Here is a 21468-nt window from a genome sequence, read left to right on the forward strand (position 1 = left end):
CTTACACCTCTTGTGACAGACGCGCCGACAGCACTCCCTGCAGATCCTGATGCATCTCACGCAGCAACGTTTCGGTCACTTCCCAGTTGATGCAGGCATCAGTTACGGAAACGCCATACTTCATTTCGCTGCGTGGCTGTTCAGAAGACTGATTACCCTCATTGATATGGCTTTCCAGCATCAGACCAATGATTGAACGGTTACCGTCTTTGATCTGCGCGATAGCGGATTCCGCTACGCCAGGCTGACGGCTGTAGTCTTTGTTCGAATTGCCATGGCTGCAATCTATCATTAAGGCTGGACGCAGTCCCGCTTTGAGCATCTCTTTTTCACACTGCGCGACATCTTCAGGACCGTAGTTCGGCGCTTTGCCACCACGCAGAATCACGTGACCATCCGGATTGCCCTGCGTCTGCAGCAGGCAGACCTGACCAGCCTGATTGATCCCGACAAAACGGTGCGGCATTGCAGCAGCACGCATGGCGTTGATTGCCGTTCCCAGACTGCCATCGGTGCCGTTTTTAAAGCCGACCGGCATAGACAGGCCCGAGGCCATTTCACGGTGCGTCTGAGATTCTGTCGTCCGTGCGCCAATGGCAGACCAGCTGAACAGGTCGCCCAGGTATTGCGGGCTATTCGGATCCAATGCTTCAGTCGCCAGCGGCAGGCCCATTTCAACCAGGTTCACCAGCAGCTGACGCGCAATGTGCAGACCCGCTTCCATATCAAACGAGTTATCCATGTAAGGATCATTAATCAGCCCTTTCCAGCCGACAGTCGTACGAGGCTTTTCAAAATAGACGCGCATCACGATATAAAGCTGATCTTTCAGCTCTTCAGAAAGGGTTTGCAGACGATGAGCATATTCAAGCGCCACTTCAGTATCGTGAATCGAGCAGGGTCCGCACACCACCAGCAGACGCGGATCGCGGCCGGCAATAATGTCAGAGATAGTCTGGCGGGACGCCGCGACCTGCTCCTGCTGTTCAGTAGTCAGTGGAAACTTCGCTTTCAGCTCTTCAGGCGTAATGAGTACCTGTTCACCGGCGATATGAACATTGTTCAGCGCGTCTTTTTGCATGATGGCGATCCTTTAGCTCGTATTAGCTGATTGTGGCTCCTCATTGAGGAATGCAAATACTGTATCACAGGCAATACATAGCGCAATATTATATGTACACATTTATTACCACAAATCAAACACTGCCAAGCTTACCAATTAAATAACCTTTAAATTCATAACATTAATTAAGATACGCAAAAAATGGCGAGCTACCATAATGTAATTATATGTTTACACATGCGTATGTTGCGTTTCTGCTCCCCACAGGCAGAATGAAAGAATGATTCTGTTAAAACTGAGAGAGTTATGCGCCCATCGCTACAGAAAATTTATCTGCGACCGTTTGAGCTCAATGACATAGCCGCATTTACTGCTGCGGTTAATGCCTCTCTGGACAGCCTGATCCCCTGGATGGTCTGGGCGCATCACGATTATCAGCCTCACGAAGCAGAAAGCTGGATCCGCTTTACTCACTGGCAGCGGATGAAGGAGGAAGCAGAAGAGTTTGCGATTGTCGATCAACATGACCGGCTGCTGGGTGGCGCAGGCATACGCTTTGCCCGTCATCCGGGTGACACCAGCGCAATTGGCTACTGGGTTCGTAGTGATGCACAGCGTCAGGGGATCGCGAGCCGCGCGGTAACAAAGCTGCTGCCGCTGGGATTTTCACGCCCGGAGACACGGGTGATTGAAATTCTGGCCGCTGAGGATAACCTGGCCAGTCGGGGCGTAGCGGAGAAGTGCGGCGGCCAGTTTATTGGCTGTCGCTATGGCCTGATCGTATTAGAGGCGGGGCCGGTGAATACCGCGATTTATCATTTTCAGCGGCCGGATGCTGGTTAACTGCTGCCATCTGGTTGTCATCAGGACAAAAAAAGGGGCTGGCAGATGCCAACCCCTTGTTTGCTATTAACTTTTAGATGTCGCGTTAGCGATACCTTAGTTAAGACGCTCTTTAATACGAGCAGACTTACCAGTACGCTCACGCAGGTAGTACAGTTTGGCTTTACGCACAGCGCCACGACGTTTAACAGCGATGCTGTCAATAACAGGTGAATGAGTCTGGAATACACGCTCAACGCCTTCGCCGTTAGAAATTTTGCGAACAGTGAATGCAGAGTGCAGACCGCGGTTACGAATAGCGATAACCACGCCCTCGAATGCCTGCAGACGTTTTTTAGAACCTTCAACGACCCATACTTTCACTTCCACGGAATCACCCGGGCGGAAGGAAGGTACGTCCTGTTTCATCTGCTCTTGTTCAATTTGCTTGATAATGTTGCTCATAATTAAATCTCATATCCTGGGTAAACTGATAGTCGGGGAAGATCACTCTTCCACATCATCGTTTTGTTGCTGCTGAGATTCCCGCTGGAACTCATTCAGCAACCTTGCTTGCTCTTCAGTCAGAGCCAGGTTTTCCAGAAGTTCAGGTCTTCTCAGCCAGGTACGGCCTAGCGACTGCTTCAGACGCCAGCGGCGAATATCAGCATGGTTACCTGACAGTAATACTGCCGGGACCTCCACGCCGTCTAACACTTCAGGTCGGGTATAGTGCGGACAATCCAGCAAGCCATCAGAGAACGAATCCTCATCGGCTGACGCCTGCTTGCCGAGTACGCCTGGAATAAACCGGGCAACTGCATCAATCATCGTCATTGCTGGCAGTTCCCCGCCGCTGAGAACGTAATCACCGATTGACCATTCTTCGTCAATTTCGGAATGAATTACGCGCTCATCAATCCCTTCATAACGGCCACAGACCAGAATTAACTTGTCCCGTGCCGCCAGTTCGCAAACGCCCTGTTGGTCCAGTTTGCGACCCTGAGGTGAAAGATATATCACTCTGGCGCCATCACCTGCCGCTGCTTTCGCTGCGGAGATGGCATCCCGTAAGGGTTGTACCATCATCAGCATTCCCGGTCCGCCGCCGTAAGGACGATCATCCACGGTACGGTGCCGGTCGTGCGTGAAGTCACGAGGACTCCAGCTCTGAATGCTGAGCAGACCGTTTTTTACAGCCCGGCCAGTTACCCCGTAATCGGTAATAGCGCGAAACATTTCTGGAAACAGGCTGATAACACCAATCCACATTGTATTCGCCGTTACGTTACCGTTCGATTCGGAGATCAAAAACCAGGATCCCAATCTACCTCAATGACGCCAGTAGAGAGATCGACTTTCCTGATAACCTGTTCATCAAGAAACGGAATTAACCGCTCCTGAGCACCGAATGCATCTTTCAGGTTTGCCTTAACGACGAGTACGTCGTTCGAGCCGGTTTCCATCATGTCGATGACTTTACCCATCTCGTAGCCTTCAAGGTTAACTACCTGGCAGCCCATAAGGTCTTTCCAGTAGTAGTCGCCCTCTTCAAGCGATGGCAACTGCGTCGAGTCAACCTGAATTTCGCAATTGGTTAACTGAGCCGCCGCATCCCGATCGTCAATGCCTTTGACTTTGATGATCAGGTCCTGATTGTGGTGCTTCCAACCTTCCAGTTCGACCTGCTGCCATTTACCGGCGCGCTGGATGAACCAGGGTTGGTAGTTGAAGATGCTTTCAGCGTCTTCAGTGGAGGAAAACACTTTGAGCCAGCCGCGAATACCGTAGGCGGCTCCCATCTTACCCAATACAATCGGGTTAACAGGAGGCTGTGCGGCAAGTTGTCTGCTCATGCTCACCACCGTGACAGATTAAGCTGCTTTCTTAGCTTCTTTGACCAGCGCGTTAACGCGATCAGAGAGTGTTGCGCCCTGGCCAACCCAGTGCTCGATACGGTCCAGATCCAGACGCAGACCTTCAGCCTGACCAGATGCGATCGGGTTGAAGAAACCAACGCGCTCGATGAAACGACCGTTGCGTGCATTGCGGCTGTCAGTAACGACGACCTGATAGAACGGACGCTTTTTAGCGCCGTGACGTGCCAAACGAATTGTTACCATAACATCCTCTTCAGTTAATAAAACACCCGGCCCCCATCGAGGAACGGGGTCCGGGTGCTGTATAAAAAGCCCGAAAATTTTACTCATTTTGGCGAAAAAAGCAACCTAAACCGTGCCTTTCCGGGCTTTTTTGTGGAACGCTTAGCGGCCGGGGAATCCTGGCGGCATCATACCCTTCATGCCGCGCATCATTTTCGCCATACCGCCCTTCTTCATTTTCTTCATCATACGCTGCATGTCGTCGAACTGCTTCAATAAGCGGTTAACGTCCTGCACCTGCATTCCGGAGCCGGTTGCAATGCGGCGCTTGCGCGAGCCTTTGATGATTTCTGGTTTCTCACGCTCTTTGCGCGTCATCGAGTTGATGATGGCTTCCATGCGTACCAGCACCTTGTCATCCATCTGCGATTTCACATTGTCAGGCAACTGTCCCATACCGGGCAGTTTGCCCATCAGGCTGGCCATGCCGCCCATGTTGCGCATCTGCTTCAGCTGCTCAAGGAAGTCGTTGAGATCAAAACCGTCGCCGGTCTTCAGCTTCTTAGCCAGTTTCTCCGCCTGATCACGGTCAACCTTGCTTTCGATATCTTCGATCAGTGACAGCACGTCACCCATGCCGAGGATACGTGACGCAATACGGTCAGGATAGAACGGTTCAAGCGCTTCGGTTTTTTCACCGACACCCATGAATTTAATCGGCTTGCCGGTGATATGGCGAATCGACAGCGCTGCACCACCGCGGGCATCGCCGTCGACCTTGGTCAGGATAACCCCGGTCAGCGGCAGCGCTTCATTAAAGGCTTTCGCCGTGTTTGCGGCATCCTGACCGGTCATGGCATCGACCACAAACAGTGTTTCTACCGGTTTAATCGCGGCATGAACCTGTTTGATTTCGTCCATCATCGCTTCGTCAACGTGCAGACGACCGGCAGTATCCACCAGCAGCACATCGTAGAACTTCAGGCGGGCTTCACGCAGCGCATTGTTAACGATATCGACCGGCTTCTGACTGAGATCGGACGGACAGAAATCCACGCCAACCTGCTGTGCCAGTGTTTCCAGCTGTTTGATTGCCGCCGGACGATAGACGTCGGCAGAAACCACTAAGACTTTCTTCTTATGTTTCTCACGCAGGAACTTACCCAGCTTAGCGACGCTGGTAGTTTTACCGGCACCCTGCAGGCCCGCCATCAGTACTACGGCTGGTGGCTGAGCTGCCAGGTCGAGTGCATTGTTCTCTGCACCCATCGCCGTAACCAGCTCGTTACGAACGATTTTGATGAACTCCTGACCTGGCGTCAGGCTTTTATTCACATCATGGCCGACCGCGCTCTCTTTCACACGGTTGATGAAGTCACGCACCACCGGCAGTGCAACGTCAGCTTCAAGCAGCGCCATGCGCACTTCACGCAGGGTCTCTTTGATGTTCTCTTCAGTCAGCCTTCCGCGGCCGCTGATATTTCGCAGGGTTTGCGACAAACGATCGGTTAAATTATCAAACATGGTCTCTCACTAAAAAAAAGATCGCGAGGTGCCTGATCGGCAGAATGCGGCGGATTATAACACGAAGCCTCGGCGATCTCTGCAATTGCCCCTCAGATCGTTTGGAGCCTGCTTCGGCTGGCGCTATACTGCCTTTTTCCTTATCTGACTGACCTGAAAGGATCTATGTTCGTTTTCGCGATAGTGGCGCTATTCGCCTACTCCTTAAGTCTTGCCCTTATCATTCCCAGCCTGTTGAAACGTAACGGCGGCTGGCGGCGAATGGCGATGTTCTCTGCCTGTGTGGCGCTGGTGACACACGCGGTCGCCCTGCAGCAACGCATATTTGCGGTTGATAGCGGACAGAATTTAAGCCTGCTCAACATTGGCTCGCTGGTGAGCCTGTTGATCTGCGCCATCATGACCATTGTGGCGTCACGCAACCGTGGCTGGCTGCTGCTGCCGATTGTCTACAGCTTCGCGCTGATTAATCTGGCCTTCGCCACCTTCGTCCCCAATGCGTTCATTACCCATCTGGAAACCACGCCAGGCATGATGATCCATATCGGCCTGTCGCTGTTCGCCTATGCGACGCTGATTATTGCCGCGCTCTATGCGCTGCAGCTGGCGTGGATTGATTACCAGCTGAAAAACAAGCGACTGGCATTTACCCAGGATATGCCGCCGCTGCTGACCATCGAACGTAAGATGTTTCACATTACCCAGGTGGGCGTCGTGCTGCTGACGCTGGTGCTCTGCACAGGTCTGTTTTATATGCAGGATCTCTTCAGCGCAGAAAACGTCGATAAAGCCGTTCTCTCCATCATTGCGTGGTTTGTTTATATCGTTTTGCTCTGGGGGCACTATCATGAAGGCTGGCGTGGTCGCCGCGTCGTCTGGTTTAACTGCAGCGGTGCGGTGCTGTTAACCATGGCTTACTTCGGCAGTCGCATCCTGCAGCATCTGCTTGTCCCTACCTCTCGTTAAAAAGGAAGTTCTGCGTTGGAGAATGTTTCAACCACCACGCTGATTATTATTCTCTGCGTCATGGTCCTGGTTTCCGCCTGGTTTGCCGGGTCGGAAACCGGAATGATGACGCTTAACCGCTATAAGCTGCGCCATCAGGCAAAAAACGGTAATCGCGCCGCACGCCGGGTGGAAAAGCTACTGCGTCGTCCTGACCGGCTGCTCAGTCTGGTTTTAATCGGTAACAACCTGGTCAATATTCTGGCCTCCGCCCTTGCCACCATCGTAGGCATGCGTATTCACGGTGATGAAGGCGTCGCGATTGCGACCGGCATCCTGACCTTTGTGGTGCTAGTCTTTGCCGAAGTGCTGCCGAAAACCGTGGCGGCGCTCTATCCCGAGCGCGTCGCCTTTCCCAGCAGCCTGCTGCTGGTCCCGCTGCAATACATCATGCTGCCGCTGGTCTGGCTGCTCAACACCATTACCCGGCTGCTGATGAGAATAGCGGGTATCCGCGCTGACGGTGCCATTAACTCTGCGCTGAGCAAAGAGGAGTTACGTACCATCGTCTATGAGTCGCGTAGCCTGATGTCACGCCGGAACCAGGACATGCTGCTCTCTGTGCTCGACCTGGAGAAAGTCAGCGTTGACGACATCATGGTGCCGCGTAATGAGATCGTCGGCATCAACATCAACGATGACTGGAAGTCGGTCGTACGTCAGCTGAGTCACTCGCCACACGGCCGCATCGTGCTGTTCCGGGATTCGCTGGATGACTGCGTCGGCATGCTGCGGGTACGCGAAGCCTGGCGCATGATGACGGAGAAAAAAGAGTTCACCAAAGAGACACTGCTGCGTGCCGCCGATGAGATCTACTACATCCCGGAAGGTACACCGCTGAACACTCAGCTGGTGAAGTTTCAGCGCAATAAAGAGAAAGCGGGCGTAGTGGTGGATGAATATGGCGATATCAAAGGGCTGGTGACAATTGAGGACATTCTGGAGGAGATTGTTGGTGACTTTACCACCTCCATGTCACCGTCGCTGGCAGAGGAAGTAATGCCGCAGAATGATGGCTCGGTACTGATTGAGGGCAGTGCTAACGTGCGTGAAATCAACAAGGCATTTAACTGGCAGTTGCCAGAGCAGGAAGCCCGCACCATCAACGGCATGCTGCTGGAAGCGCTGGAAGAGATCCCCGCCATCGCCACCCGGGTTCAGATCGGCCATTACAACGTCGATATTCTGGACGTGCAGGACAACATGATCAAACAGGTGCGCATCACGCCAAAGACGCCGCTGAAAAAATCGGTCGGTTCCTGAAGCCATAAAAAAACGCCGCAATCGAATCGATGCGGCGTTTTTTTTAGCAGAGAAGTCCTGACTAGATGTGCAGTTCTTTCAGCTTTTCAGCAGGCAGTTTCAGATCGTCGTTGCGGTTAACGCCGATCTCATGCGCCAGCACATTGCGGGCGATCTGCTGCGCTTCGTCCAGTGAGTGCAGTTTGTAGCTGCCACACTGGTATTCATTCAGCTCAGGGATCTGGTTCTGATCTTTCACTTTCAGAACATCTTCCATCGCCCCTTTCCACGCTTTCGCAACGCGCTGCTCGTCTGGCGTACCAATCAGGCTCATGTAGAAGCCGGTGCGGCAACCCATCGGCGAGATATCGACGATTTCCACACCGTCACCATTCAGGTGGTCACGCATGAATCCGGCAAAGAGATGCTCCAGCGTATGAATGCCACGCTCAGTGAGGATATCAATGTTCGGGCGGCAAAAACGCAGGTCAAAGACGGTAATCGTATCGCCATGCGGAGTCTTCATGGTTTTTGCAACGCGTACTGCAGGTGCGCCCATGATGGTGTGATCAACGGTAAAACTGTCCAGTAGTGGCATACGTCACCTCCTGTTCTGAGAATTTTTTTTAAAACGATGAAACTTTTCTGTTCGCCCAACGTCTGAATATATGAAAGACGCGCATTTGTTATCATCATCCCTGACAACAGAGATGTTAATTTGGCCACATTGATGTGGCCTTTTTCTTTTCTACCCTTCCCGGCTCGCCAGATACGCTTCAAAATCCAGCTTATCATTCGCTTCCAGCTCTTGCTGTGCAGCAACAGATTCCTGCGCCTGACGCGTGAAATCGTCTTCTGTCAGCACTTCCAGCGGCTCTTCGCAGAGCAGATGGCGGTACTGTTCAGCCAGCGCCACGCCCGTTCCGGTGACACCATTGTCCTTCATTGCCTGAAGGATGCGCGCCGAGTAGGTTAGCTCAGGATCGTCGAATGATGCTACCAGTTGATCGCAAACCTGCTGATATTCCGTGCTGTCCTGATTATTGCTGTCTAAGACTTCAGCAACGCGACGCAGATCGGCAAACAGGGTCTTGCCTACTTCCACCAGCGAATGCTCCGCATCTCCACAGCCCACAGCAATTTTCTGATCCGGTTTACGCCCTTCCAGCACCACCCGGTTCCAGTTTTTTCGGGTGCACTGCAACTCATCGGCACTCATTTCCGGCGCATCCGCCAGGGTACACCAGATCAGGAACAGGTCTAGGAAGCGAACCTGATTCTCATCAACGCCGATGGCAGAGAACGGGTTGATATCCAGCGAGCGCACTTCAATGTATTCAATGCCGCCACGCAGCAGCGCATCTGAAGGTGCTTCACCCGAGCGTGTCACACGCTTAGGGCGGATTGGCGCATAAAGCTCATTCTCAATCTGCAATACGTTAGTATTGAGCTGCAGCCAGTTACCGTCAGCATCTTTGGTGCCCATCGCCGCATACTCTTCAGATGGCGTTCTGATCGCATTCTTCAGCGCAGTGACATAGCCTTCCAGAGAGTTAAACGTGATGCCCAGTGAGCTCTGCGATTTATTGGTGTAGCCTAAATCGCTCAGACGCAGCGAGGTGGCGTAAGGCAGCCACATGGTATCTTTGTCATTGGTTTCGAACGGCAGCGCACTCTCACGGCCCTGCAGGAAGCTGGAGCTGATAGCCGGCGATGCGCCAAACAGATACGGGATCACCCAGCCGAAGCGATAGTAGTTGCGGATCAGCCGCAGGTAGCCCGCTGAGATAGTCTCTTTGCCGCTTTCCTGATCTTTCACGTCAGCCCACTCCTGCCAGAATGAAAGCGGCAGCGAGAAGTTATAGTGAATGCCGGAGATGGTCTGCATCAACGCGCCGTAACGGTTTTTCAGGCCTTCGCGGTAGAGCGTCTTCATCTTGCCGATATTGGAGGTGCCATATTGCGCCAGCTCGATATTGTCCGCGTCGTCAATCTCGCACGGCATACTGAAGGGCCACATGCGTTCATCACCCAGTTCACGGGCAACGTGACGGTGGATATCGCGCAGGAAAGCCAGCATATGATCGATGCTGTGATCCACTGGCGTAATAAATTCCAGCAGTGTTTCGGCAAAGTCAGTGGTGATCCAGTCATGCTTCAGCGCCGAGCCCAGAGATTCAGGGTGGCCGGTTTTTGCCAGATCGCCATTTTCCTGTACACGCAGCGTTTCACGCTCGATGCCACGGCCAATACCTTTCAGGGCATTGGGATGCGCTTCCAGCCAGGAGAGCGCTTTAGATACGTCCGGGATCACATTACCCCCCCGCTGTGATAATAATTTATTTTTGTTCAGCATAATGTTAACCGTAGCCTCGAATCTGTGCGAATCAATGCCACCATTGCATACCCTGTAATGTGGCAGTCGCGATAACGATATAACGCAGTGTTTTGCCGACGGCGAGAAACAGCATCGCAGGTAGCCAGGCGAAACGTAACCAGCCTGCGAGAACGCAGAGCAGATCACCTACCACCGGCAGCCAGCTGAATAACAGTGCTGCAGGTCCCAGTCGGTGCAACCACGTCATTGCTGTGTCATGCCATCGCCCCTGACGTTTTAGCGGCAGCAAGCGACCAATAAGAATGTTGGTTAAGCCGCCCAAGGTGTTTCCCAGGGATGCGGCCAAAAGCAACCCGTAAACTGATGTCTTTTTTGCTATCAATAGTGCTATCAGCAGTGCTTCGGAACTTCCCGGCAGGAGCGTCGCACTCAGAAAACTGCTGCCGAACATCGAGGCATAGGCGAGAACGTCACTCACAGTAAGCGGACATCCACCACGTCCATGCCCGCCGCCTTCGCGGCCTGAATCCCAAAGTCCGCATCCTCGAACACCACACAACGTGCCGGCGCCACACCCAGCAGCTCAGCGCAGCGTAAGAAGGTTTCAGGCTCAGGTTTATGACGCTGAACGTCGTCAGCGCCGACAACTGCTGAGAAGAGCTCACGCACGCCCAGCTGCGTCAGTAACGCCTCTGCCATGCTGTGTTCGCTTCCGGTACCCACCGCCATCGGACGACGCCCGTGATACGCTTTTACCACCTCCATTAATGGCAGTGGCCTGACGTTTTCCAGCAGCATCGCTTTCACAGCAGCCGTTTTTTCTGCAGCAAGAAGATGAGGGTCGAGTGACGACTGATTGGATTCAATGATGAACTGCGCCAGCCGCCAGGCGGGAGCGCCATTGAAGTCGATAATACGCGCTTCATCCAGCGTTAATCCATAACGCGCCAGTACCTGACGCCACGCTTTTCGATGTGTCGGCTCAGTATCAAGAATCGTGCCGTCCATATCGAAAATCAGGGCGTCATATTGATCGTACATTGTCACTCCGGACATTCACCAAATGAGACATTACTTTAGCCTAATGTGGACAGGTTGTCGCCAGGGGGGATGAACAGCAAATGCTTTGAAAGCATTAGCAATTTTTGTTTTCAGATAAAGGTGATCGTGCGCGGCCAGGGATAACCGTACGAATTTGCAGCGATTTTTTAACATTATTTTGGCAGACAGGCGGCGGCGGACGGGCGTGAGCAGCAAAACAGAGAGTGCTGACACGTGAAACAGGCGCTGTAATTCGCTTAAGTCAGAATGATGAATCAGTGAGGCGGGTTAAGCAGAAAAACAGTATGGGTAAAGCCAGAGAGAAACTGCAGGGGTTATAAGGAAACTTGCTTAACTTTGGGTCATGGGCGGTAAATGATGCAAAAGAGTGGTGTCAGGCACAATCTTAGCGATAATCACGCCACGATAAATTGAGGGATTTTTGAAAACTAAAAGATGGTGCATCCAGGAGGATTCGAACCTCCGACCGCTCGGTTCGTAGCCGAGTACTCTATCCAGCTGAGCTATGGATGCATTGGGGTCTATCTTTTGGGGTCTGTCTTTCGAGGTACAACTTTTTATGGACTTACAGAAACCAACCTGAGGATGTTACAAAGAATGGTGCATCCAGGAGGATTCGAACCTCCGACCGCTCGGTTCGTAGCCGAGTACTCTATCCAGCTGAGCTATGGATGCATAAATCTGATTCTTGTACAACGCAGGGTGCTAACTACTCACCATGAAAGGAATTGCTAATTCACTTTGTTTTTCGATGGTGCATCCAGGAGGATTACTCAGCTTACGCTTCGCCCTGCGGGCCGTTGCTGATGCAACGTTATCCTCCTTAGTGCGGCCTGAACGCTAATGCGTCATGTCACACCGAGGCACTTCTCCATATTCGAAAATATGGTGCATCCAGGAGGATTCGAACCTCCGACCGCTCGGTTCGTAGCCGAGTACTCTATCCAGCTGAGCTATGGATGCATCGAAAATGGCGGTGAGGGAGGGATTCGAACCCTCGATACAGCTTTTGACCGTATACTCCCTTAGCAGGGGAGCGCCTTCAGCCTCTCGGCCACCTCACCTTACGCTTTCTTTCGAACCGTGCTTCTGAACTTGTTTCTGCTCATCGGCACTGCGTGGCGCACATATTACTTTCCCGGACTTTTAAGTCAAACAATTTTTCCGAAACTTTGTTTGATTGAGCAAATCACACACAATTGGGACAAAATGGCGACAAAAAGAGTGAATTATCAACAATGAAAGATGATGTCGTTAACGAAACAGGTAAGAGAAAGCAGAAAAGAAAAGGCAGGATTTTTACAGAAAGCGGTAGCGCCTCGCACAGGTGCGAGACGCTGAATCCGTTAAACGCTGGTTTGTTGCGTTTTTTCAGCCTGGATGCGTTGATAGATCTCTTCGCGATGCACAGACACTTCTTTCGGCGCGTTAACCCCTATGCGAACCTGGTTACCCTTAACACCCAGCACCGTTACAGTTACCTCATCACCGATCATGAGGGTTTCACCAACTCGACGAGTTAGAATAAGCATTCTTTGCTCCTTGAAAGATTAAAAGAGTCGGGCTTGTACAGGCTCCCGGCATTATCCATCATTTAACGCTGCACATTGACTATGAGAAATACACCAATGCACATCGATGCGCCAATACATTCTGCTGATAGTTAGTTTAGCCGAAATACACTACATCAACCTGACTTTGTCATTTGTTGCTTTAGCATCGTATTAAAAAGCGCCGGAACCGGGGTTCTGACGCTTCAGACAATGCCTTGTTCTGTTTACATTACAGGCGGCTGTTAACCCAGCTCTCGACCCCTGCCAGAGCGCCTTTCAGCGCGTCAGCATCAGTACCACCAGCTTGTGCCATATCAGGACGACCACCGCCCTTCCCGCCAACCTGCTGTGCCAGACCGGCAATCAACTCACCCGCTTTAACACGGTCAGTCAGATCTTTGGTCACACCCGCAATCAGCGACACCTTACCTTCAGCAACTGTCGCCAGCACAATAATCGCCGATCCCAGCTGATTCTTAAGATCATCAACCATGGTACGCAACATTTTAGGCTCGACGTTGTTGAGCTCACTGACCAGCAGTTTCACACCCTTAACGTCGATGGCATTACTGCTCAGTGAGGCGCTCTCCTGCGCGGCCTGCTGATCGCGCAGTTGCTGCAACTCTTTCTCGAGAGCACGCACGTGATCGACCAGACCTCGCACTTTCTCGTTCAGGTTGCTGCTGTTTGCTTTAACCAGCTGCGCAAGATCCTGAAGCTGGCTGCTCTGCGCATTGACCTGCGCCAGCGCGCCTTCACCGGTAATCGCTTCGATACGACGGATACCGGCTGCTGTTCCTGATTCAGCCTGAATACGGAACAGGCCGATATCACCGGTGCGCGCAGCATGCGTACCCCCGCACAGCTCAACCGAGAAATCACCCATGGTCAGAACGCGTACGCGCTGATCATATTTCTCGCCAAACAGTGCCATTGCACCCTTAGACTTCGCCGCGTCAAGATCCATCACTTCAGTTTCAACCGGCAGGTTGCGACGAATCTGCGCATTGACAATATCTTCGACCTGACGAATCTCCTGAGGTTTCATCGCTTCGAAATGCGAGAAGTCGAAACGCAGGTATTTGTCATTAACCAGCGAGCCTTTCTGCGCCACATGTTCACCTAAAACCTGACGCAATGCGGCATGCAATAAGTGGGTCGCAGAGTGGTTAAGACGAATGCGCGCACGACGTGCCGCATCAACCTGGGCCTCAAGGCGATCTCCGATACGCAACTGCCCTGCGGTCAGCTTACCGACATGACCGATTGCCTGACCATATTTTTGTGTATCCTGGACGCTAAATTCAGCATTCTTCCCTTTCAGCAGACCGGTATCGCCGACCTGACCACCGGATTCGCCATAGAATGGGGTTTCATCCAGCACGACTACGGCATCCTGACCTGCGGTCACTTCATCAACCGCCTCGCCCGCAACGTAGAGCGCTTTCACCGTGGCAGCCAAATCAAGCTGGTCGTAACCTTTGAAGGAAGAGGCGGCATCAATGCGGATAACGTTGCTGTAGTCAGCACCGAAGCCACTTGCTTCACGTGCACGCTGACGCTGCTGTTCCATCGCCTGCTCAAAGCCCGCTTCATCAATTTTCAGATTGCGTTCGCGGCAGACGTCAGCCGTTAAATCAGCCGGGAAGCCAAAGGTATCGTAAAGACGGAAGACGATTTCGCCATCCAGCGTGTCGCCCTGCAGTTTTTCCAGCTCTTCGTCCAGCAGCGCCAGTCCACGCTCCAGCGTTCTGGCAAACTGATCCTCTTCGCTTTTCAGCACCTGCTCAACCTGAGCCTGCTGGCGCTGTAACTCTTCGCCCGCAGCACCCATGACTTCAACCAGTGGCGCAACCAGCTTATAGAAGAAGGCCTCTTTGGCGCCCAGCATGTTGCCATGACGTACGGCGCGACGAATGATACGACGCAGCACATAGCCACGGTTCTCATTCGATGGAATCACACCATCGGCAATCAGGAAAGCACAGGAGCGGATATGGTCGGCAATCACGCGTAGCGATTTATTACTCAGATCGGTTGCGCCGGTAACCTGTGCCACAGCCTGAATCAGTTTCTGGAACAGGTCGATTTCATAGTTGGAGTTGACGTGTTGCAGAACGGCAGAAATACGCTCAAGGCCCATTCCGGTATCAACCGACGGTTTTGGCAGCGGCAGCATGGTGCCATCAGCCTGACGGTTGAACTGCATAAAGACGATGTTCCAGATCTCAATATAACGATCACCATCTTCTTCCGGGCTGCCTGGCGGGCCACCCCAGATGTGATCGCCATGATCGTAGAAAATTTCACTGCATGGACCACAAGGACCGGTATCGCCCATCTGCCAGAAGTTATCTGACGCGTACGCGCTGCCCTTGTTGTCGCCGATGCGAATAATGCGCTCGCGTGGCACGCCGATTTCATCCGCCCAGATATTGTAGGCTTCATCATCGGTTTCATAGACCGTCACCCACAGACGCTCTTTCGGCAGGCTGAACCACTGCTCGCTCGTCAGCAGTTCCCAGGCAAAACCAATCGCCTCTCTCTTGAAGTAGTCACCAAAGCTGAAGTTACCCAGCATTTCAAAGAACGTGTGGTGACGCGCGGTGTAGCCGACGTTTTCAAGATCGTTGTGTTTACCGCCTGCGCGAACGCAGCGCTGTGACGTGGTCGCACGTGTGTAATCACGTTTGTCCTGACCGAGGAACACATCTTTAAACTGGTTCATCCCGGCGTTGGTAAACAACAACGTTGGATCGTTATTCGGTACGAGGGAGCTGCTGGTTACAACCTCATGTCCCTTGCTATGAAAAAAGTCGAGAAACGCTTGACGGATCTCAGCAGTGCTCTTGCTCATAAATGTCCTGGAATCACGCTAACGAACGTTCCCTCTGATCGGCGCGGCCACATTCTCGTGGTGCCTGATTAGCGGAACAAAAAGTGGGAATAAGATAAATTTTCTTCAGTGGGAAGTAAAATTACATCGGCTTTTAGTCATCAAAATTTCTGAAAATAGACTGGATATCGTCGGTCTGAAAGCCCTTTGACTGCAGATAGCGTAGTACTTTCGCTTTCTCTTTCCACTCTGTGGGCAGCGGATGTCCGAATTTTCGTTCAGCCAGCTGTGCAGCGCAGGCTGCCCAGTCAACATCCGTCTCTTCCATTGCAATATCAATAGCTTCACGATCGATGCCTTTCTGGGCCAGTTCAAGCCGTACGCGCTGCGACCCAAAACCTTTACGGCTTCGGCTCTGAATAAACCGATCGGTGAAACGCTCGTCATTTAACCAGCCGCTTTCCTGACACCAGTCCAGTACCTGCTCCAGCAGCGCTTCAGTGATAATTTCAGGCTCTTTTTTCTGCGCCCACGCGGCGCGCTGAGCTGACTGTTGCAGCTTACGGGATAACTCTGCACGGCTGTGATCGCGCTGACCCAGAATGCGCATCGCACGGTCAAGCAGACGAGAATAAGAGACAACATTGGGTTGGGGCTGAGAGGATTCAGTCATACTGCGCACCTTCTACAAACAGAGGGAGATTATGGCGACAGAACAGGACAGAGGGAAGGCAGGAAAGGTATCAGGGGGATAAAACAGCGGGAGAGGCTTTTGCCCCTCCCGCATCATAAATCAGAAGTCTTCGTTCGCTTCACTTGCCGCGTCTTCTTTCTCAGCAGACTTATCGGCTGCTGCGAGTTTCTCATCCGCGCCGTTGAGCAACATCTCACGTAACTTCAGATCAATTTCGTTTGCCACAGCAGCATTCTCTTTCAGGAAGTTGCCGGCATTCGATTTACCCTGACCAATCTTGTCGCCATTGTAGCTGTACCATGCACCCGCTTTTTCAATCAGCTTGTGCTTCACGCCCAGATCGACCAGCTCACCAAAGGTATTGATACCTTCGCCGTACATAATCTGGAATTCAGCCTGTTTAAATGGCGCAGCGATTTTGTTTTTCACTACCTTAACGCGGGTCTCACTGCCCACCACGTTATCGCCCTCTTTGATGGCACCGATACGGCGGATATCAAGACGGACAGACGCATAGAACTTCAGCGCGTTACCACCGGTAGTGGTTTCCGGGTTACCAAACATCACACCAATTTTCATACGGATCTGGTTGATGAAGATCAGCAGCGTATTGGACTGCTTAAGGTTACCGGCCAGTTTACGCATCGCCTGGCTCATCATACGTGCCGCGAGGCCCATATGTGAGTCACCGATTTCACCTTCGATTTCCGCTTTCGGCGTCAGCGCCGCAACGGAGTCGACGATGATGACATCAACGGCACCAGAGCGCGCCAGGGCATCACAGATTTCCAGCGCCTGCTCACCGGTATCGGGCTGAGAACAGAGCAGGTTTTCGATATCTACGCCCAGTTTCTTGGCGTAAACCGGATCAAGCGCATGCTCAGCATCGATAAAGGCACAGGTTTTGCCTTTACGCTGTGCAGATGCGATAACCTGCAGGGTCAGCGTGGTTTTACCGGAAGACTCTGGTCCGTAGATCTCAACGATACGGCCCATTGGCAGACCGCCTGCGCCCAATGCGATATCCAGCGAGAGCGAACCGGTAGAGATGGTTTCCACATCCATTGAGCGGTCTTCACCCAAGCGCATGATGGAGCCTTTACCAAATTGTTTCTCAATCTGGCCCAGCGCGGCAGCTAAAGCCTTCTGTTTGTTTTCATCAATCGCCATTTCAACTCCTAATCAAGCCGGGTAAACACGCACTCAGGGTGCCTGCACTCTTTCTGTTGCCGACAATTATACTGTATAATCATACAGTATCAAGTTTAATTTGTCAGAAATTCGCCATACAGTTTCTGCAGGACCCATGCCACCGACTGGCGGCGGACGGCATCACGATCGCCGCTAAAATGCTGCTGAAAAGTCAATACGTTATCCTGCGGCCCGGCAAAGCCAAACCACACCGTGCCGACCGGTTTTTCTTCACTGCCGCCATCGGGGCCGGCAATGCCGCTGACGGAGATCGCGTAGTCAGCATGGGCCGCCTTGCGGGCACCCAGCGCCATCTCACGCACCACCGCATCACTCACCGCGCCATACTGCGCCAGCGAGTCGGCCTTAACATCCACCAACTGCTGTTTCGCCTCATTACTGTAGGTGACAAAACCGCGTTCGAACCAGGCGGAGCTGCCGCTGATATCGGTAAAGACTTTGGCAATCCAGCCGCCGGTGCAGGATTCCGCACAGGTTACGGTGGCATTACGCTGCTTCAGCTTCTCACCTATCTGCGCGCTTAACGCATGCAATTGCTGATCGTCCATTACAACTCTCCCTTTGCTCGTGGGTTGAAGGTGGTGCAGAAAAACCACTTTTTCAAGGGCTCATATCATTATTGCCCTGATTTTGCGGCCTGCTTTCCAGCGCCCTCACCTTTTTTTCACTGCAACCATAAAAAGTCGCGGGAAGGCGAGCAGAACCTGACCATCGGCCTGAGCCGGATAAGCGGTAAGTAAGCGCTGATGATAATCAGACAGAAAAGACGTCTGTTCAGACTCATTCAGCGTCGCCAGGAAAGGCCGTAAGCCGGTCGCCTGCAGCCAGCTGATAATCGCCTGCGCATCGGCCATCACGTGATAATAGGTGGTTCGCCAGATATCCACCTCACAGCCGGCCTGCGTTAGCAGATCGTAGTACTCGCCTGTGGAAAGCAGCTGTGTACGTTCAGCGGCACTGGCATTAATCCGTGACGACCAGCGATTGTCAGCCGCCACCTCGCGCATCAGCTGGTGCGACGGCTCATTGAGGTTATCAGGCATCTGGATCGCCAGCACGCCACCGGGTGCCAGCTGGCTGACCAGATGAGGAAACAGCGTGGCGTGATTATCCAGCCATTGCAGAGACGCGTTGGCATAAATCACCTGCTGCGGCGCATCCGCCTGCCATGTGCGGATATCGGCCTGGACAAAACGGCAGTGCGGCAGACGTTCACGGGCCTGAGTTAGCATCGTCGCTGACCTGTCGAGCCCGGTGATCTGCGCCAGCGGCCAGGCATCGGCGAGCAGCTCGGTGCTGTTGCCGGGTCCGCAGCCCAGATCGGTCACCTGCTCAACCTGTTCCAGACTGATGCGCGCCAGCAGCTCGCGGGCCGGACGGGTTCGTTCCGCTTCAAATTTGCGATACAGCACGGGATCCCACTCTTTCATCATCACCTCTCGCTCAGTTGTCAGAAGCATCCGCTTACTGAGACGAACGAAAAACGAAAAAGTGCGACACGTTGCTCACTTTTGAATCATGCGCTGGCAGAGACTGACTGGAGCCATTAAGTTAAAACACTGTTTCATTTTTAACATTTGCTTCAGGAGTCAGCTATGCGTGAAAAATCGGCCTTTGCCGGTGTCTGGTGCCCTACCGTCACCCCGTTCAATGCACAGGGCGGCCTTGATATCGACGCGCTCGGGCGACACTTCTCCCGCCTTAATGACTCCGGTATCGACACCCTGCTGGTGATGGGCAGCATTGGCGAGTTTGCCTCTCTGACGCAACAGGAGCGTTTACAGCTGATTCAGGAAGCCAGGCCCCTGTCACCGCTGAAGATGGTAGCGAACGTCTCGGCAACCTGCATCCCCGACATGCTGGCGCTGGCTGAAGCCGCGTGGAGAAACGATTTTGATGCGGTAATGGTCTTGCCGCCCTACTACTACGGCCAGACGCAACAGCAGATGATGCACTACTTCGAAGCGCTCGACGCGCAACTGGGTGGCAAGTGGTTTGCCTACAACTTCCCGGCTCGCACCGGCTGCGATCTGACGCCCACGCTGATAGCCGCTCTGGCGGCAAAGCTGCCCAACTTTATCGGCATCAAAGATACGGTGGATTGCCTGTCGCATAACCGGGTGATGATCGAAGAGACCCGCAAGGTACGCAGTGATTTTGCCGTGCTATCAGGGTATGACGAATACCTGCTTCCCAATCTGCTGGCGGGAGGTGCCGGAGTGATTTCAGGCCTGAATAATATTGTGCCGGAATACTTTGCCGAGATGATGGCGGCATGGCGAACAGGCAATCTGCCTGAGCTGACGCGGCTGCAGCAGCAGATCGGCCGGCTGATGGCGATTTACAGTATTGGCGATGATTTTGTGACCACGATTAAAACGGCCGTGGCGCGACGTTATGACTCAATGAGCAGTAACTCGCGTAATTACGGTGGTGATCTGAACGCGGAACAGTGCGCCGCAATTGATCGGCTGTTCAATTAAAAGAAAGGCGGGCGCATCCCTGCGCCCCGGATCTCAGTTCTTTTTCACGAACTCAGATTTTAATTTCATCGGGCCAAAACCGTCGATTTTACAGTCGATGTTGTGGTCCCCTTCAACCAGGCGAATGCTTTTCACTTTGGTACCGATCTTCAGCGATGAGGAACTGCCCTTCACCTTAAGATCTTTGATCACCGTGACGCTGTCGCCATCGGCCAGCAGATTACCGTTGGCATCACGCACTTCCAGCGATCCGTTGCTGCTGTCACCCTCTCCCTCGGTCCAGATATGACCGCAGGAGGGGCAGTTGAGGTTTTCGCCATCTTGCCAGGTGTAATCGGCGTGACAGGCTGGGCAGGCAGGTAAAGACATAACGACTCCAGAGATATCAGTGGCTGTGTGGCCTGAAAAAGGGCGTCATCATATAACCTTACAGTTAACAAGGATAGCCTTTATAACAGGCCGCCCTGCCGTGCCTTGCTCACCGCCTCGCCCAGCTGCCATACCGCCATCGCATAATGGGTACTGTGGTTGTAGCGGGTAATCACATAGAAATTGGGTAAGCCGTACCAGTATTGATAGCTGGTGCCTAAATCAAGACGCAGCAGACTGACCTGATTATTACCGTCCAGCGAGCCCTGCGGTGACAGGCCTGACGCCGCCAGCATGCTCACGCTGTAACTGGTTTTGAAGCCATCTTCCAGCATCGGTGCCTGACCGCTGGCCGGGACCGCCACATTTTCACCGCTGCGCCAGCCATGCTTCTGGAAGTAGTGCGCCACGCTGCCGATCGCATCCACCGGATCCCACAGGTTTGCATGGCCGTCGCCATTGAAATCAACCGCGTAATCATTGTAAGAGGAAGGCATAAACTGGCCATAGCCCATCGCTCCGGCGAAAGAACCTTTCAGCGCCAGCGGGTCATCCTGCTCTTTACGCGACATCAGCAGGAAGGTTTCCAGCTCGCTGCTGAAGTACGCCGCACGGCGCGGATAGTTAAACGATAAGGTTGCCAGCGCATCCAGAATCCGCGTTTTCCCCATCACGCGGCCCCAGCGGGTTTCTACGCCAATAATGCCGACAATGATCTCCGGCGGCACGCCATAGACCTGCTGCGCGCGTTGCAGCGCATCCTGATACTGGTTCCAGAACGCCACGCCGTTTTGCACGTTATCCGGCGTAATGAACTTGTTCCGATAGCGGATCCAGGCCCCGTTAGGGCCCGGCGCTGGCGTATAGCTCGGTGCCTGACGATCCATCAGCCGCAGCACATAATCCAGTCGCTTAGCCTGACCAATGATGTTGTGCAGTTGCTCACGGTCGAAGTCATGCTTCTCAACCATCTTATCGATAAACTGCTCTGCGGCCGGGTTACCGGCAAAGTCGCCGAACATCGCCTGTCCGCTGTGCGACGGCTGCAGTAAAAAACCGCCCTGCGGCGCAGCCAGCATCTTCTGCTGGGACGGAACGTCAGGTTTGCTGCTGCAGGAGGCCAGAAGCGGGATGAACGCAAGGAGGGCTAGCTTAAGACGCAT

22 protein-coding genes and 4 tRNA genes are annotated in these 21468 nt (G+C 53.1%); 4 read left to right on the plus strand and 22 right to left on the minus strand.

Features of this window, described 5'->3' with window-relative positions:
• Position 1: 1 nt before the first annotated feature.
• Positions 2-1081 carry a 3-deoxy-7-phosphoheptulonate synthase gene (locus FA92_RS13805; RefSeq protein WP_033783948.1) on the minus strand — a complete coding sequence of 360 codons (1080 nt, stop codon included), beginning with the start codon at positions 1079-1081 and terminating at the stop codon, positions 2-4.
• Positions 1082-1369: 288 nt separating this feature from the next.
• On the opposite strand from FA92_RS13805, the gene FA92_RS13810 reads away from it, so the two are divergent.
• Positions 1370-1906, plus strand: coding sequence for a GNAT family N-acetyltransferase (locus FA92_RS13810; protein ID WP_033783949.1), 537 nt, complete (start codon positions 1370-1372; stop codon positions 1904-1906).
• A gap of 96 nt (positions 1907-2002) precedes the next feature.
• Here the strand turns inward: FA92_RS13810 and rplS are convergent, their stop codons facing one another.
• The 5 genes from rplS to ffh all read right to left on the minus strand — a co-directional run bounded on the left by rplS (position 2003) and on the right by ffh (position 5511).
• On the minus strand, positions 2003-2350 hold the full coding sequence (rplS, locus tag FA92_RS13815; protein WP_003849035.1) for a 50S ribosomal protein L19: 348 nt from the start codon (positions 2348-2350) through the stop codon (positions 2003-2005).
• A gap of 42 nt (positions 2351-2392) precedes the next feature.
• Entirely contained in the window at positions 2393-3157 is a 765-nt protein-coding gene (gene trmD, locus FA92_RS13820; protein ID WP_013358817.1) for a tRNA (guanosine(37)-N1)-methyltransferase TrmD, read from the minus strand.
• A gap of 35 nt (positions 3158-3192) precedes the next feature.
• A complete protein-coding gene (gene rimM, locus FA92_RS13825) occupies positions 3193-3741 on the minus strand; it encodes a ribosome maturation factor RimM (protein WP_013358818.1) in 549 nt (182 codons plus the stop codon).
• 18 nt (positions 3742-3759) lie between these two features.
• Positions 3760-4008 (minus strand): 30S ribosomal protein S16, encoded by a 249-nt coding sequence (rpsP, locus tag FA92_RS13830; protein WP_003849041.1) that lies wholly within the window; start codon positions 4006-4008, stop codon positions 3760-3762.
• Positions 4009-4149: 141 nt separating this feature from the next.
• On the minus strand, positions 4150-5511 hold the full coding sequence (ffh, locus tag FA92_RS13835; protein ID WP_033783950.1) for a signal recognition particle protein: 1362 nt from the start codon (positions 5509-5511) through the stop codon (positions 4150-4152).
• A 165-nt stretch (positions 5512-5676) separates the two neighbouring features.
• Between ffh and FA92_RS13840 the strand changes: the two genes are divergently transcribed.
• The gene (locus tag FA92_RS13840; RefSeq protein WP_013358820.1) at positions 5677-6477 is read left to right on the plus strand and encodes an inner membrane protein YpjD; all 801 of its coding nucleotides are present in this window, start codon (positions 5677-5679) and stop codon (positions 6475-6477) included.
• A gap of 15 nt (positions 6478-6492) precedes the next feature.
• Positions 6493-7779 (plus strand): HlyC/CorC family transporter, encoded by a 1287-nt coding sequence (locus FA92_RS13845; protein WP_013358821.1) that lies wholly within the window; start codon positions 6493-6495, stop codon positions 7777-7779.
• A 61-nt stretch (positions 7780-7840) separates the two neighbouring features.
• On the opposite strand, the gene luxS is transcribed toward FA92_RS13845, so the two are convergent.
• From luxS to tam, 14 genes are all read right to left on the minus strand, one after another.
• Positions 7841-8356, minus strand: a complete 516-nt coding sequence (gene luxS, locus FA92_RS13850; RefSeq protein WP_003849049.1) for an S-ribosylhomocysteine lyase — start codon at positions 8354-8356, stop codon at positions 7841-7843.
• Between the two features lie 150 nt (positions 8357-8506).
• Positions 8507-10114, minus strand: coding sequence for a glutamate--cysteine ligase (gene gshA / locus FA92_RS13855; protein ID WP_033783951.1), 1608 nt, complete (start codon positions 10112-10114; stop codon positions 8507-8509).
• A gap of 31 nt (positions 10115-10145) precedes the next feature.
• Positions 10146-10574, minus strand: a complete 429-nt coding sequence (locus FA92_RS13860; protein ID WP_033783952.1) for a YqaA family protein — start codon at positions 10572-10574, stop codon at positions 10146-10148.
• Positions 10571-11137 carry a fructose-1-phosphate/6-phosphogluconate phosphatase gene (yqaB, locus tag FA92_RS13865; RefSeq protein WP_013358824.1) on the minus strand — a complete coding sequence of 189 codons (567 nt, stop codon included), beginning with the start codon at positions 11135-11137 and terminating at the stop codon, positions 10571-10573. Before yqaB ends, FA92_RS13860 begins: the two co-directional genes overlap by 4 nt.
• A gap of 457 nt (positions 11138-11594) precedes the next feature.
• Positions 11595-11671: transfer RNA gene (locus tag FA92_RS13870), tRNA-Arg, on the minus strand.
• 85 nt (positions 11672-11756) lie between these two features.
• Positions 11757-11833: transfer RNA gene (locus tag FA92_RS13875), tRNA-Arg, on the minus strand.
• 211 nt (positions 11834-12044) lie between these two features.
• Positions 12045-12121 (minus strand) — tRNA-Arg (locus tag FA92_RS13880).
• Between the two features lie 8 nt (positions 12122-12129).
• Positions 12130-12222, minus strand: a tRNA-Ser gene (locus FA92_RS13885).
• 282 nt (positions 12223-12504) lie between these two features.
• A complete protein-coding gene (gene csrA, locus FA92_RS13890) occupies positions 12505-12690 on the minus strand; it encodes a carbon storage regulator CsrA (RefSeq protein ID WP_008927091.1) in 186 nt (61 codons plus the stop codon).
• Between the two features lie 250 nt (positions 12691-12940).
• Positions 12941-15568 carry an alanine--tRNA ligase gene (alaS, locus tag FA92_RS13895; protein ID WP_033783953.1) on the minus strand — a complete coding sequence of 876 codons (2628 nt, stop codon included), beginning with the start codon at positions 15566-15568 and terminating at the stop codon, positions 12941-12943.
• Between the two features lie 133 nt (positions 15569-15701).
• On the minus strand, positions 15702-16220 hold the full coding sequence (locus tag FA92_RS13900; RefSeq protein ID WP_013358827.1) for a regulatory protein RecX: 519 nt from the start codon (positions 16218-16220) through the stop codon (positions 15702-15704).
• A gap of 120 nt (positions 16221-16340) precedes the next feature.
• On the minus strand, positions 16341-17411 hold the full coding sequence (gene recA, locus FA92_RS13905; protein ID WP_013358828.1) for a recombinase RecA: 1071 nt from the start codon (positions 17409-17411) through the stop codon (positions 16341-16343).
• A 95-nt stretch (positions 17412-17506) separates the two neighbouring features.
• Positions 17507-18001, minus strand: coding sequence for a nicotinamide-nucleotide amidase (gene pncC, locus FA92_RS13910; protein ID WP_033783954.1), 495 nt, complete (start codon positions 17999-18001; stop codon positions 17507-17509).
• A 105-nt stretch (positions 18002-18106) separates the two neighbouring features.
• Positions 18107-18883, minus strand: a complete 777-nt coding sequence (gene tam, locus FA92_RS13915; protein ID WP_033783955.1) for a trans-aconitate 2-methyltransferase — start codon at positions 18881-18883, stop codon at positions 18107-18109.
• 165 nt (positions 18884-19048) lie between these two features.
• Between tam and FA92_RS13920 the strand changes: the two genes are divergently transcribed.
• Positions 19049-19936, plus strand: coding sequence for a dihydrodipicolinate synthase family protein (locus FA92_RS13920; protein WP_013358831.1), 888 nt, complete (start codon positions 19049-19051; stop codon positions 19934-19936).
• Between the two features lie 33 nt (positions 19937-19969).
• Here FA92_RS13920 and FA92_RS13925 read toward each other — a convergent pair whose 3' ends face one another.
• Positions 19970-20305: a zinc ribbon domain-containing protein YjdM gene (locus tag FA92_RS13925; protein WP_013358832.1), complete on the minus strand. Its 336-nt coding sequence runs from the start codon at positions 20303-20305 to the stop codon at positions 19970-19972.
• Between the two features lie 80 nt (positions 20306-20385).
• On the minus strand, positions 20386-21468 hold the full coding sequence (gene mltB, locus FA92_RS13930; RefSeq protein WP_033733598.1) for a lytic murein transglycosylase B: 1083 nt from the start codon (positions 21466-21468) through the stop codon (positions 20386-20388).

This window comes from Pantoea sp. 9140 (assembly GCF_000745295.1).
GTDB classification, from domain to species: domain Bacteria; phylum Pseudomonadota; class Gammaproteobacteria; order Enterobacterales; family Enterobacteriaceae; genus Pantoea; species Pantoea vagans.